Genomic DNA, 13,403 nt, shown 5'->3' on the forward strand with positions numbered 1-13,403 from the left:
CGCCGCCGCACCACGCCGCGATTGAGTCGAAATCGACGATTTACCAGACAATCAAAGCACTTCGCAGCACGATGGGCTCACAAAGCCACCGATTCGGCGCGGGTTAACCTGCAGTCGTTTTGCACGCGCGAGTCAGTCGGCCGTAAGTTTCCGTACCAATAATCCTCGACAGGCCCGTCCACCCAAGGCGGCCGCACATCTATATCAAGGGACTTGGAGACGACTCATGGCAACGTTAGGCGGGCAAATTTCCCACTCGCCGATGACGGGCGAAGAGAAGAAAGTGATCTTCGCGTCGTCGCTCGGCACCGTGTTCGAGTGGTACGACTTTTACCTGGCCGGCTCGCTCGCGGCCTACATCAGCAAGAGTTTCTTCTCCGGCGTCAATCCAACCGCCGCCTTCATCTTCACGCTGCTCGGCTTCGCGGCCGGCTTCGCGGTGCGGCCGTTCGGCGCGATCGTGTTCGGCCGCCTCGGCGACCTCGTCGGCCGCAAGCACACGTTCCTCGTGACGATCGTGATCATGGGCATCTCGACGTTCGTGGTCGGCTTCCTGCCCGGCTACGCGTCGATCGGCATCGCCGCCCCCGTGATCTTCATCGCGATGCGGCTGTTGCAGGGCCTCGCGCTCGGCGGCGAGTACGGCGGCGCGGCGACCTACGTCGCCGAGCATGCGCCGGCCAACCGTCGCGGCTTCTACACCGCGTGGATCCAGACGACCGCCACGCTCGGCCTGTTCCTGTCGCTGCTCGTGATCCTCGGCGTGCGCACGTTCATCGGCGAGGAAGCGTTCGGCAGCTGGGGCTGGCGCGTGCCGTTCGTCGCGTCGATCCTGCTGCTCGCGGTGTCGGTGTGGATCCGGATGCAGCTGAACGAATCGCCGGTGTTCCTGCGCATCAAGGCGGAAGGCAAGACGTCGAAGGCGCCGCTGACCGAAGCGTTCGGCCAGTGGAAGAACCTGAAGATCGTGATCCTCGCGCTCGTCGGCCTGACCGCCGGCCAGGCCGTCGTGTGGTACACGGGCCAGTTCTACGCGCTGTTCTTCCTCACGCAGACGCTGAAGGTGGATGGTGCGAGTGCGAACATCCTGATCGCGATCGCCCTCCTGATCGGCACGCCGTTCTTCCTGTTCTTCGGTTCGCTGTCGGACAAGATCGGTCGCAAGCCGATCATCCTCGCGGGCTGCCTGATCGCGGCACTGACCTACTTCCCGCTGTTCAAGGCGCTCACGCACTACGCGAACCCGCAGCTCGAGGTCGCGACGCAGAAGGCGCCGATCACGGTCATCGCCGATCCGGCCGCCTGCTCGTTCCAGTTCAACCCGGTGGGCACGTCGAAGTTCACGAACTCGTGCGACGTCGCCAAGAGCGCGCTCGCGAAGGCCGGCCTGAACTACGAGAACGTCGCGGCACCGGCTGGCGCGACGGCCCAGATCAAGGTCGGCGACACGGTGATCCCCGCCTATGAAGGCAAGGCGGCCGACGCGAAGGCGCAGGGCGCGGCGTTCGACAAGACGCTCGCGTCGACGCTGAAATCGGCCGGCTACCCGGCGAAGGCAGACCCGGCGCAGCTCAACTGGCCGATGACGATCGTGATCCTGACGATCCTCGTGATCTACGTGACGATGGTCTACGGCCCGATCGCCGCGATGCTGGTCGAGATGTTCCCGACGCGGATCCGCTACACGTCGATGTCGCTGCCCTATCACATCGGCAACGGCTGGTTCGGCGGCTTCCTGCCGGCCACCGCGTTCGCGATCGTCGCGGCGAAGGGCAACATCTACTCGGGCCTCTGGTATCCGATCGTGATCGCGCTGGCCACGTTCGTGATCGGCCTGCTGTTCGTCAAGGAGACGAAGGACTCGAACATTTACGCGCAGGATTGATGGCGGGTGCGCAGCGGGGACGGTCGGCGGAAGGTCTCCTTCCGGGGACCGGCTCCCGCCCGCAATGAAGGTCGGCACGGGCCGCCGGCAACTTTTTTCGGGAAAGATGGAAAAAGGTATTGACAGCGGACCGCCCGATCGACATAATTCAAGTCTTCGGCGAATTAGCTCAGTCGGTTAGAGCGACGGAATCATAATCCGCAGGTCCGGGGTTCGAATCCCTGATTCGCCACCAAATGCGAAAGCCGCTGTTTCGAAAGAAACAGCGGCTTTTTCATTTGTTCCGCCAAAAACGCGCGCCAATGCTCCAGTAGCGGCTCATGCCTTCGTGGCCACGACGATCGTGCCATTGCGCTCGAGACCGGAGTGGACCCACAACCGATGCCGGCACCGCTCTCCGTAAAAAAGACGATCCACTCGCCGATGCCTGTATGCGGCGATACCGAACGGTGCAAAAGTCGATACCCCGCGCAATGGCACCCGGACCACCGCGGCACGAGCACTACACCGCACCTAGAATCGGTATGTCCAAATTTCTGCTGCATCCGGGCATAACGTCAATGAAAAAACGCCTCGCATGCTTCCTGTCGGTTCTGATCGGCATCGCCATCCCGCTCGCCTGCCATGCCGACCCTCTGCCAGACACCACTGTCGACGGCCTGCACTGGAGATTCGAGCAGTTGCACGACACCGGGCACGACGACGATTACGAAGTGGCCGCCCGTCGAGGCGAACAGGTTCTGATCTGGGACAACGGCAAGAACCGGCAAGCTTATGCGGAAGCCGTGTTCCTGCTGGTCTCCGCCCCCTACGATCAGGTGCAGCCGCTGGTGCAGCGCGTACTGCAACGGACGAGCCCGGTAACAGCCAGCGCCAATAGCTGGCAACTGCAGAATTTGCCGGCCCCCTGGAGCCGTGTGCTGTTGTCGCGCCGGCCGGACCTGCGCGCAGCCATCGCCGACCACGCGACTCTGCCGAAACTGCAGCAGGCGCTGCAACAAGGCGCGATCACCCGGCAGGAACTGGACTGGCGCATGGATCAGGCTCGGGCACGCGTCGACCGGCTGTTCCAGGGCTCGGGCGTGCCTGCGCTGCAGTCCACCTACGCATTCTGGGAAGCCCGCCAGGACCACAGCGACGGCATCACCGGTCAGTACCGAAGCGCGCTATTCGTCAGGGTGCAGGACGTCAGCGCGATATTCGGGCATCCGGCGACGGTCGTTCAGTTCGGTCGCATCGACTCCCGGCCCAACCCCGACTACAGCCTGTGGAAAGCCCTGACACTTCAGGACCTGGACATATTCAGCGGCAACCGGACCCAATCCAGCAGGACAGGCATCTCCGTCGTACCGGGCGACGTGTTCACGGCATTGTCCGACGCGCTGTCCGCACTGGCGACCAGGCTGGAAATCGCCGCGTCGCCCACTGCATGGCAATTGCCGTCGACACCGTCGACGCCGCCCCCCGCAATCAAGCTGGTCGCGCCGGACCCGAGCGTCCCGGTCATCAAGCCGTCGATCATCCGCTGGGACAAGTTCGTGACCGACCCGTCGCAACGCACGTTGCTGTACCCGCATGACATCCTCGGCCTGCCGGATGGCAGCCTGCTGTTCAGCGCCCAGGTGGCCGACAACCGCGGCTGGAACGAGTATGTGTGGCGACTGCACGCGGGCAATGATGGGTTGCAGGCGGACGAAGTCTGGCACGGCAAGGACGGCCCGCGACGGATGATGATCAATGGCGACGGCAGCGCCGTCTGGTTCGACGGCCAGCCGGACGCCAAGAGCAAGCCATGCCTGTACCGATATGACCTCGCGAGCCGCAAGGTCGATCGTCATGAAGTCGTCTGGCCGAGCGAGACCGATTGGCAAGACCATCAGATGAGCGATTTGCACTGGATTCTCGACGACGATCTGCCGGCCAATTTCTGGCATGACATCCGGCATGACGAGAAGGACGAGAACCCGGTCGGTTCCGCGTTCCTGACCGTGCAGCGCCCGGCGTCACCGCCGTCGGACGCCGACGATCCATGGCCGTTCGTCACCACGCTGTCATCGGTACGCCAGTCGCTGATGGACGAGATCAGCAACGGCAGCAATGCCCTGATCTGGCCCGTACGCTGGCGGCCTTCCGGGAGCTACTGGACGGAGGATTCGCAAGGGCTCGCCGAGCTGGACGCCCGCACCGGCCGCACGCTGCGTACGATCGCCTTACCGCAGCGCTTCGGCACGCCGGATTCCTTCAGCGCCGCCGGTGTCGCGCAATGGGTGCCCAAGCCGCTTGGTTCGCCGCAGGGTCAATGGATCGCGACAGGCTTCGTGCTCCTGCTCGACGACGACGGCAGCATGCCGCCCCCCATGAAATATCCCGGCCCGAAACGGGCGCGCTTTGTCGGCATGCACGTGGTGGATCTCAAGAGTGGACACGTGCTGTCGGCCCTGCTCGGCAGCGCCAACAACTTGAAGGCCGCCGCTCGTTCCGCGAACGGACGCTTCCTTGCGATGGGCACGACCTACACCACAGGCGGCTGGAAGCATCGCGTCACACTCTGGGACGTCGCACAGGGCCGCACACCCGCGCAGCTCGACACATCGTCGATACCCAGAGACAGCGAGATCCAGGCGCTGGCCTTTTCGTGGAGCGGTTCGGCGCTGTGGGCACTCGGCACGCGCGAACTGATGCTGTGGCAATTGCCCGCCGCACTGCGCGATCATGCGACACGTGGCGCTGCTCCGGATCAATCCCGCAACTGAAGCCATGGCATCGACTGGCCGCCGACCTCCACGATCGGTGAAAATCGGACACGCGTTCGACCGGTCGGGCCTCTGCCAACCTCTCCATGACCGGACTCCGCAGTTGCCCGATCGATAACGAAAAACTCCGAGGATCAGATGATGGACCGTAACGAATCGAACAGCGACAAGCCGCGCGGACGCACGAGACGACGTCGGCTGGTGGCAGGTGCCGCGGTCGCCGCGATCGCCGCCGCCGTGCTGGCAGGCGTGCGATACATGTCACCGCCGGGCGGCCTGGACAAGAGCGAGATCGACGAGATTCTGAAAGCCGCACTCGCGGACAAGAACACGGCTCCGACGGACGCCTGCGTCGCCTTGAGCGGTGCCGAGCTGCCCGCCGACGTCACCGCTGCGAGCTTGCTGAGAGTGGACGGAGTGGTCAGGAAAGACGTGCAGGCACTCGTCAAACGCGGCCTGATTACCGTCAAGTTCAACGCCGGCAACGGGAAGCCGACCGTCCGGAATCCGGATTACGAGCCGAGCGAAAAGCATGTGCGCTTAAGCCACATCGAACTCACCGCATTCGGAAAGCCGTACTACAGGTATCACGAATTCGAGTCGACCGATCCTTCGGCACCCGGCGGGCGTGTCCTGCACATGACGAATCTGTTCTGCGCGCATGTTTCGTATGGCGGCGTCGAGAAATTCATGACACCGTCCAAGAATCCGTTCGACGACAATCCGCATCTTGTGACGTGGGTCAATTTCCTGTGGAAGCCGGACAAGCAAGCTACGCCTTGGCTGGCGGACCCGGACCTGCTGGACTCGCTGTCGTTCCATCCCGAGGACGACGGCTGGGCGCACGAGGGGATTCTCCTCGAACGGGACGACAACGCGCACTGGGCACTGGGCGAAAACCCGTACATCATCCGCTGGTAGCGGCGACGCCCCGACGCACGTCGGCTGCGCGCAGCAGCATCTACGGTGGCCGGCGACACGGCCACCCGCCCCTGCGCGTCCCCACTTCTTACGCCGCCACAGCCCCGCGCCGCGCCGCCGGCGCGTTGCCCCCCACCCGCCCGCGCCAGTTCTCCCCACCTTCCAGCGACGGCGTCGACTCGAACACCTCCGCGATCCAGTCCGCGAACACGCGCACCTTCTGCGACAGATGCCGATTATGCGGATAGACGATCGAAATTGGCTTCGGCTTCGGATTGCAGTCCGGCAGCACCTCGACCAGCGAGCCGTCGAGCAGATGCGGCAGCACCATGAAGAGCGTCGGCTGGATCATCCCGAACCCTTCGAGCCCGCATGTCACATAGGCATCCGAATCGTTGACCGTGACGCTCCCGTTCATCCGCACCTCGAACGGCTTGCCGTCGATCATGAACACCCACGGAATTGCCCGCGCGCCGTGGCTCGACCGAAAATTCACCGCGTGGTGGTCGGCGAGATCGGCAATCTCGTGCGGCTCGCCGTGACGCGCGAGGTAGTCGGGCGACGCGCAAGTCACGCGCTTCAGCATCCCGATCCGCCGCGCGACCATCGACGAATCCTCGAGCGGCCCGACCCGGATCATGCAGTCGATCCCCTCCTCGACCGGATCCACGTAGCGGTCGGAGAGCCCCAGTTCGAGCGTGATGTCCGGATAGCGCTGCCGGAAAATCGACAGCGACGGCAGCACGATGCGCCGCCCGAGCGAACTCGGCATGTGAACGCGCAACACGCCGCTCGGCTTGCGGTTGCCGGTCTGGAAGCTCGCGTCGGCCTCCGCGATCTCCGAGATGATCTTCATGCAATGCTCGTAGTACGCCGCACCTTCCGGCGTCAGCGACAGCCGGCGCGTCGTGCGGTGCATCAGGCGCACGCCGAGCAGCGCCTCGAGATTCTGGATGATGGTCGTCACCGACGCGCGCGGCATCGCGAGCGTGTCGGCCGCGCGCGTGAAGCTGTTCGCGTCGACCACGCGGGTAAAAACTTCCATTGCCTGGATTCGGTCCATGCTGCCCCCCTTCGAATCGCCAACAGAACAGAATAGAGCGCGCGACGGGCGCGGCACAAGTCCCCACCCATTGTTCTCCGATCCTGAATAGTTTCGGCGTTTCGGACTGGAAAGCGATCGATTTCCGTTCAGTCCCACGCGGCGATCGTTCCGGCCCCGCCGGTCGCACGCCGCGCGTTACCGCACGAATCGCTCGCGATACCCCTGCGGCGACACGCCCAGCACGCGCAGGAAACAGCGGCGCAGCGTCTCCTCCGAGCCGAAGCCGCACCGCGCGGCGATCCGCTTGACGGGCCATGCCGTTTCACCGAGCAGGCGTTGCGCGGCCTCGACGCGGATCTGCTCGACCGCGCGTGCGGGCGTGCGGCCGGTTCCGGCGCGGTAGTGGCGCACGAAGCTGCGCTCGCTCATGCGCACGCGCTCGGCCAGCGCGGGCACCGACAGGTCGGCCGCCAGGTGCTCGGCCATCCATGCATGCAGTTCGCCGAACCGGTCGTCGGTGCGCTGCATCGACAGCATCGTGCTGAACTGGGCCTGCCCGCCCGGACGCTTCAGGAACACGACGAGTTCGCGCGCGACGTCGAGGGCGGTCGCCCGCCCGAGATCCTCCTCGACCAGCGCGAGCGCGAGATCGATGCCGGCCGTCACGCCGGCCGAGGTCCACAACGCGCCTTCGCGGATGAAGATCGGATCGGATTCGACGCGCACGTTCGGATAGCGCGCCGCGAATTCGTCGCAGCGCGCCCAGTGCGTGACCGCACGCCGCCCGTCGAGCAGGCCGGCCTCCGCGAGCAGGAACGCGCCGGTGCAGACCGATGCCACGCGCCGTGTGCGCGCCGCCTGCTGCCGCACCCAGCGCACCAGCCGCGCATCCTTCGATGCCGCATGCACGCCCTTGCCGCCGGCGACGATCAGCGTGTCCGGATGGCGCGCCGCCGAGCGCAGCGATTCCGCCATCACGACGAGGCCCGACGACGTCTCGACGGGCCCCGCCTCGGCCGCGATGACGCGCGGCGCATACGGCGCCGGCTGGCCGCGCTCCTGCGCCAGCTCGTTGACGGACGCAAACACCTGCAGCGGCCCCGACACGTCGAGCAGCTGGGCACGAGGAAACGCGAGGATCAGGATCGAACGCGGGGCGGCAGGCATGGCGATTGGCTGAAAACGTGGGTGATATGGCAATTTCGCCAAACACTACGCGCCTAGAATCGACCTGTCCATCCCGTACCGGCTACGGCCCGCCCCCATCCAATCGGAGTCTTCGCATGACCCTGCATATCGGCTTTCTCGTGTTTCCAGGCGTCCAGCAACTCGATCTCACCGGCCCGCACGACGTGCTCGCGTCGCTGCCCGACGCCACCGTTCATCTGGTCGGGGAGTCGCGCGACTCCGTTGCATCGAGCAGCGGACTCGCGCTCGCGCCGACCTGCACGTTCGACGACTGTCCGCCGCTCGACGTGATCTGCATTCCGGGCGGGATCGGGATCAACGCGCTGTTGCTCGATGCCGAAACGATCGCGTTCGTGCAGCAGCGCGCGGCCGCCGCGCGCTACGTGACGTCGGTGTGCACGGGTGCGTTGCTGCTGGGTGTGGCCGGCCTGCTGCGCGGGCGGCGCGCGACGACGCACTGGGCGTTCCACTCGCTGCTCGAACCGCTCGGCGCGGTGCCGGTGCGCGAGCGCGTGGTGCGCGACGGCAACCTGATCACGGGCGGCGGCGTCACGGCCGGCATCGACTTCGCCTTGACGATCGCCGCGGAGCTGGCCGGCGAGGAAGAAGCGCAGGCGATCCAGCTGCAACTCGAGTACGCGCCGGCACCGCCGTTCGACGCCGGTTCGCCCGACACCGCACCGGCAGCGGTCGTGAAGCGCGTCACCGACCGGTCGGCGGCGGGTTTCGCGACGCGCAAGGCGACGATCGAACAGGCACTGCGCGCGAGGTCGCGCTGAATGCCGACGCCGGACAATCGACTTGAACGCTCGAAGACTGGAAGACGAGAACGACGCGCATTCGCGCCGGAGAACCCATCGATGAACATCATCCGCAGCGCCGCGTTCACCGCGGACCGCGCATGGGGCGCGCTCGACATCGCGAACCTGAACGGCATCACGGTCCGCCTGCACTGGACCGACCAGCCGTATCGGTGGCACGTCAACGACGGCGAGGAAGTGTTCGCGGTGCTCGACGGTCGCGTCGAGATGCGCTATCGCGAAGCAGGCGTCGAGCACGCGACGGTGCTCGAAACGGGTGACGTGTTCCACGCATCGGCCGGCACCGAGCACGTCGCGCATCCGCTCGGTGAAGCACGCATCCTCGTGATCGAAACCGAAGGCAGCGTCTGACGGCCCGCGGCCGGGCGTCGATGCCGCGCGGATGGCAGCCGCCTCCGCGCGGCGGGTTTCACCCGGTGATCGTCCCGGTGGCCTGCGACGCGATCAGCTTCGGCTGCGGCGTGCACAGGCACTGGCACAGGTCGTGTTCGAGCGCGACGACCTTGCCCATCACGGTCATCGTCCGCTCGCCGCCGTCGGACACGATCACGCCCGGCGACTTGCAGGCGGCGCAGAACACCGCCGCGCCGAGATAGGCGAGTTCGCGTCCGTCGAACGACGAATTGGCGATCCCTTCGAGCACGACGCCGCCGTGGTCGGTCGTGTCGCCCTTCAGAATGAATTTGCGGCTCATGTTGTCGGTTCTTCCCTCGGAAATGCCGTGCAACGCGGCAGCGCGCAGGCAGTCGGAATCTGCCCGTCGATCGCGGGCGTCCCGCGAGCATATCACCGCGCGCCGCAGCCGCCTCCCGGATCAGGGTCCGTGCCGTATGCCGCCGGCGCCGCCATTCAGACGAACAGCGCGAGACACAGCGCGGCACCGCACAGATACGAGCCGAGCGCGCCGACGAAACGCGCGGGATTCGGGTCGGCCATCGTCGGCCAGGCAAGCAGGCCGATCACGAGCAGGCAGCGGCACGCGGTCGCCGCGACGATCAGCGTCAGGATCGCGCGCGATGGATCGTGTGTACCGAAATAGAGAAACAGCACCGCGAGAAACGGCGCGTATTCGGCCGTGTTGCCGTGCGCGCGCACGATCTTGTGCAACCCGTTCGCGGGATCGGCCGCACACCCGGAGCCGGTGGTGCACCGGAAGCGCGTGACGGACACGACGAGCCCGAGCCCGAACAGCAGCAGCCCGAGGATGGCCGTGCAAACGAGCGCGACGGGGTGGATCGGCATGGGACTCCCGGCAAAAGCGGAAATGCGCCGCATAGCCAATGATCGTACCCGTGACCGACACGCGCGACCATCACGGAAACCCGCAGCATCGTCGTGCCGCGGACACAATTTTACGGTCGGGTTCCGATCCCAATTGTCGCGCCGCCGCACCGCACGAAACCGGTGCATTGCCACCGCCTGCCCCGCCGTCCGGGCCTGCCCGCCGACCCACCCCAGCACACGGACATGCCGGCACGAAACGCGCAAACGTTACGCATGCGACGGCATGCACCATCGCAACGCAACGCGGGTTACAGCGCGTCGCAGGCATGCGCGTTGCGTCGACGCATCTCGGTAGTGAACGTCCTTGGCAGCCCGCTGCGGAGGACTACACTAATCCTTAATGGGGTGCGGCCGGAGCCCGCGCCTTCAGGGAGACGCCGCCATGAATCGGCCGCTGAATCGTATCCTGCCGCGCGTGACCGGTCCCGCATCGGTCTGGACGTGGGTCAAGTGGTCTTTGCTGGCCGCGCTGCTGATCGCCGTGGCGATCATTGCGCGACTCGTGCAGAGCGAGATCGAAACGTCCCGGTTGCAGGCGCACTACCTGTCCGAGCTTACCCGCGATGTCGGCTACACGGTCGAGACGGGCCCGAGCGATCACATCCGCTTCCCCGCGAACGGCCCCTACGACCAGCGCCTCGGCTACGCGATGATTCCGGCGTTCCAGGAGCGGCTGCTCGCGCGCGGCTTCGTCGTCAGCAAGCAGGCGCGCGATTCGCAGCGAATGCTGTCGCTCGGCGAGCGCGGATTGTTCCTCCCGTTTGAAGAAAAGGACCAGGCGGGCCTGATGCTGTTCGACTCGACCGGCGCGCCGCTGTTCGCGACCGTGTTCCCGCAGCGCGTCTACGCCGACTTCGACCTGGTGCCGCGCGTGGTGGCCGATTCGCTGCTGTTCATCGAGGATCGCTACCTGCTCGATGCGAACGAACCGAACCGCAACCCGGCGATCGACTGGGGGCGCTTCGGCCGCGCGGTCGCCGACCAGGCGCTGCACGTCGTCAACCGCCATCAGGCGCGCCCGGGCGGCAGCACGCTCGCGACGCAGATCGAGAAGTTCCGCCATTCGCCCGAGGGCCGCACCGCGACGCCGCCCGAGAAGTTGCGGCAGATCGCGTCCGCGTCGGTGCGCGCGTACCTGAACGGCCCGCAGACGATGCTCGCACGCCGCACCATCGTCGTGCGCTACCTGAACTCGGTGCCGCTCGCCGCACGGCCGCATATCGGCGAAATCACCGGCATCGGCGACGGTCTCGCCGCGTGGTACGGCCGCGACTTCAACGACGTGAACCGGATCCTGTCCGCGCCGACGACCGGCGACAACGTCGACGAGCAAGGCAAGACGTTCCGCGAGGTGCTGTCGCTGATCATCGCGCAGCGCGCGCCATCGTACTTCCTCAACCGCGGCTACCCGGCGCTGCAGAAGCTGACCGACAGCTACCTGCGGCTGCTGTCGAACGGCGGCGTGATCTCGCCCGCGCTGCGCGACGCCGCGCTTGCCGCGCAGATCGAACGCAGCGCACCGCCGGCCGCCGCGCACGTGCAGTCGTTCGTGTCGCGCAAGGCCGTGACGTCCGCGCGCGCGTCGCTGCTGTCGGCGCTCGGCATCAGCGACCTGTACCAGCTCGACCAGTTCGACCTGCAGGCAACCAGCACGCTCGACAACGGCGTGCAGCAGGCGGTCGCCGAACGGCTCGCCCAGGCGTCGACGCGCGACGGGGCGCAGAAGGCCGGCCTGTACGGTTTCGAGATGCTCGCGCCGAAGGACGACCCGTCGCACCTCACGTACAGCTTCACGCTGTATGAACACCGCAACGGCGCGAACCTGCTGCGCGTGCAGACCGACAGCGTGAACGAGCCGTTCGACGTGAATCGCGGCGGCCGCATCAACCTCGGCTCGACCGCGAAGCTGCGCACGCTGATCACGTACCTGCAGATCGTGTCCGACCTGCATGCGCGCTACGCGAACCTGTCGAACGCGGAGCTGGCGCGCGTGAAGCCCGACCCGATCGACGGGCTGTCGCGCTGGGCGCTCGACTACCTGTCGCATACGCGCGACCGCTCGCTGCAGGCGATGCTCGACGCGGCCGTCGAACGCAAGTATTCGGCGAGCCCCGACGTGTTCTACACGGGCGGCGGCGCGCAGGTGTTCTCGAACTTCGAGAAGTCGGACAACGGCCGCATCCTGACGCTGCACAAGGCGTTCGAGCATTCGGTCAACCTCGTGTTCGTGCGGCTGATGCGCGACATCGTCCACTACGAGACGCTGCAGGCGGCCGGCCCGTCGTCATCGTGGCTCGGCGATCCGGAGCAGCGCCGGCATTACCTGCAGCAGTTCGTCGACGGCGAAAGCCAGGTCTACGTGAAGCGCTACTACACGCGCTATGCGGGCAAGGCGCCCGACGACGCGCTCGCGCTGATGCTGAAGGACGTGCGCAAATCGCCGCCGAAGATCGCGACGGTGCTGCGCAGCGTCGCACCGAACGAATCGCTCGCGTGGTTCGATGCGCAGATGCGCGTGCAACTGAAGGGCACGCCGGCTGCGACACTGTCCGACGACGATCTCGCCAGGCTCTACGCGAAGTACGCGATCGACCGCTTCAACCTTAACGATCGCGGCTATATCGCGAGCGTGCATCCGCTCGCGCTGTGGACGCTCAACTACCTGCGCGCGCACCCGGCAGCGTCGCTCGCCGATGTCCAGCGCGAGAGCCGCGACGCGCGTTTCTACACGTACTCGTGGCTGTACAAGACGCGCTACCACGCGACCCAGGACCGCCGCATCCGCCGCATGGTCGAGCTGCGCGCGTACGCGGAAATCACGAAGTCGTGGCGCGCGCTCGGCTACCCGTTCGCGGAAGTCACGCCGTCGTACGCGGCCGCGATCGGTGCATCGGGCGACCAGCCCGACGCACTCGCGAAACTGATCGGCCTGATCGCGAACGGCGGCCAGAAGGCGCCGACCGAGACGATCACGCGGCTCGACTTCGCGAAGGGCACGCCGTACGAAACGCGCTTCGTGCGCGCGGCCGCCCAGCCGCAGCCGATGCTGTCGCCGGAGATCGTCAACGTGGCGCATACGCTGCTGCGCGACGTCGTGCTCAACGGCACCGCGCGCCGCCTCGCGGGCGGCTTCACGCTGCCCGACGGCAAGACGCTCGACGTGTACGGCAAGACGGGGACGGGCGACCAGCGCTTCAACGTCTATGCGCGCGGCGCGCGGCTGATCGAGTCGCGCAAGGTGAACCGCAGCGGCACCTTCGTGTTCGTGCTCGGCGACCGGTTCTTCGGGGTCCTGACCGCAACGGCGCACGAGCCGTATGCGGCACGCTACGACTTCACGAGCGCGATGGCCGTGCAGTTGCTGAAGTCGATGGCGCCGGCGCTCGCGCCGCTGATCGAGCGCCCGGCCGGCACGCGCACCGCGGGCCCCGCCCCGCAGGCGGAAACGCCCGCGCCGGGCGCCGCGACCGCGCAACCGTCCTGACGGCCGTGCGTCCGTTCATGCG

Annotated in this window: 10 protein-coding genes and 1 tRNA gene; 7 read left to right on the forward strand and 4 right to left on the reverse strand. The window is 66.5% G+C overall.

The features are described from left to right. The first annotated feature begins 226 nt into the window (after positions 1-226). The 4 genes from CFB39_RS14835 (at position 227) to CFB39_RS14855 (ending at position 5,559) form a co-directional block, all read left to right on the forward strand. A complete protein-coding gene (locus CFB39_RS14835) occupies positions 227-1,885 on the forward strand; it encodes an MFS transporter (RefSeq protein WP_089426255.1) in 1,659 nt (552 codons plus the stop codon). A gap of 158 nt (positions 1,886-2,043) precedes the next feature. Further along, positions 2,044-2,120, forward strand: a tRNA-Met gene (locus CFB39_RS14845). Between the two features lie 289 nt (positions 2,121-2,409). Next, positions 2,410-4,638, forward strand: a complete 2,229-nt coding sequence (locus CFB39_RS14850; RefSeq protein WP_089473503.1) for a hypothetical protein — start codon at positions 2,410-2,412, stop codon at positions 4,636-4,638. A gap of 141 nt (positions 4,639-4,779) precedes the next feature. Further along, the gene (locus CFB39_RS14855) at positions 4,780-5,559 is read left to right on the forward strand and encodes a hypothetical protein (RefSeq protein ID WP_144030261.1); all 780 of its coding nucleotides are present in this window, start codon (positions 4,780-4,782) and stop codon (positions 5,557-5,559) included. Positions 5,560-5,647: 88 nt separating this feature from the next. Here CFB39_RS14855 and CFB39_RS14860 read toward each other — a convergent pair whose 3' ends face one another. Beyond that, complete coding sequence (locus CFB39_RS14860; RefSeq protein WP_089473505.1) at positions 5,648-6,622, reverse strand: LysR family transcriptional regulator; 975 nt, start codon at positions 6,620-6,622, stop codon at positions 5,648-5,650. Positions 6,623-6,799: 177 nt separating this feature from the next. Next, positions 6,800-7,771, reverse strand: a complete 972-nt coding sequence (locus CFB39_RS14865) for a GlxA family transcriptional regulator (protein WP_089473506.1) — start codon at positions 7,769-7,771, stop codon at positions 6,800-6,802. Positions 7,772-7,887: 116 nt separating this feature from the next. On the opposite strand from CFB39_RS14865, the gene CFB39_RS14870 reads away from it, so the two are divergent. Next, positions 7,888-8,571: a DJ-1/PfpI family protein gene (locus CFB39_RS14870; RefSeq protein WP_089473507.1), complete on the forward strand. Its 684-nt coding sequence runs from the start codon at positions 7,888-7,890 to the stop codon at positions 8,569-8,571. 81 nt (positions 8,572-8,652) lie between these two features. Further along, positions 8,653-8,964: a cupin domain-containing protein gene (locus CFB39_RS14875; RefSeq protein WP_089446345.1), complete on the forward strand. Its 312-nt coding sequence runs from the start codon at positions 8,653-8,655 to the stop codon at positions 8,962-8,964. Between the two features lie 58 nt (positions 8,965-9,022). Here CFB39_RS14875 and CFB39_RS14880 read toward each other — a convergent pair whose 3' ends face one another. Together CFB39_RS14880 and CFB39_RS14885 are read right to left on the reverse strand one after the other, a co-directional pair. Continuing rightward, positions 9,023-9,307, reverse strand: a complete 285-nt coding sequence (locus CFB39_RS14880) for a PAAR domain-containing protein (RefSeq protein ID WP_039359956.1) — start codon at positions 9,305-9,307, stop codon at positions 9,023-9,025. 155 nt (positions 9,308-9,462) lie between these two features. Further along, positions 9,463-9,855 carry an MAPEG family protein gene (locus tag CFB39_RS14885; protein ID WP_089473508.1) on the reverse strand — a complete coding sequence of 131 codons (393 nt, stop codon included), beginning with the start codon at positions 9,853-9,855 and terminating at the stop codon, positions 9,463-9,465. Positions 9,856-10,279: 424 nt separating this feature from the next. Between CFB39_RS14885 and CFB39_RS14890 the strand changes: the two genes are divergently transcribed. Next, positions 10,280-13,381, forward strand: coding sequence for a transglycosylase domain-containing protein (locus CFB39_RS14890; RefSeq protein ID WP_089473509.1), 3,102 nt, complete (start codon positions 10,280-10,282; stop codon positions 13,379-13,381). Positions 13,382-13,403 lie beyond the last annotated feature (22 nt).

The organism is Burkholderia sp. AU6039, assembly GCF_002223365.1.
Taxonomy (GTDB): Bacteria; Pseudomonadota; Gammaproteobacteria; order Burkholderiales; family Burkholderiaceae; genus Burkholderia.

Bases quoted from the DNA above. Each gene is read 5' to 3' on its own strand.
- CFB39_RS14835 (WP_089426255.1), top strand. From the start codon at position 227: ATGGCAACGTTAGGCGGGCAAATTTCCCACTCGCCGATGACGGGCGAA.
- CFB39_RS14850 (WP_089473503.1), top strand. From the start codon at position 2,410: ATGTCCAAATTTCTGCTGCATCCGGGCATAACGTCAATGAAAAAACGC.
- CFB39_RS14855 (WP_144030261.1), top strand. From the start codon at position 4,780: ATGGACCGTAACGAATCGAACAGCGACAAGCCGCGCGGACGCACGAGA.
- CFB39_RS14860 (WP_089473505.1), bottom strand. From the start codon at position 6,622: ATGGACCGAATCCAGGCAATGGAAGTTTTTACCCGCGTGGTCGACGCG.
- CFB39_RS14865 (WP_089473506.1), bottom strand. From the start codon at position 7,771: ATGCCTGCCGCCCCGCGTTCGATCCTGATCCTCGCGTTTCCTCGTGCC.
- CFB39_RS14870 (WP_089473507.1), top strand. From the start codon at position 7,888: ATGACCCTGCATATCGGCTTTCTCGTGTTTCCAGGCGTCCAGCAACTC.
- CFB39_RS14875 (WP_089446345.1), top strand. From the start codon at position 8,653: ATGAACATCATCCGCAGCGCCGCGTTCACCGCGGACCGCGCATGGGGC.
- CFB39_RS14880 (WP_039359956.1), bottom strand. From the start codon at position 9,307: ATGAGCCGCAAATTCATTCTGAAGGGCGACACGACCGACCACGGCGGC.
- CFB39_RS14885 (WP_089473508.1), bottom strand. From the start codon at position 9,855: ATGCCGATCCACCCCGTCGCGCTCGTTTGCACGGCCATCCTCGGGCTG.
- CFB39_RS14890 (WP_089473509.1), top strand. From the start codon at position 10,280: ATGAATCGGCCGCTGAATCGTATCCTGCCGCGCGTGACCGGTCCCGCA.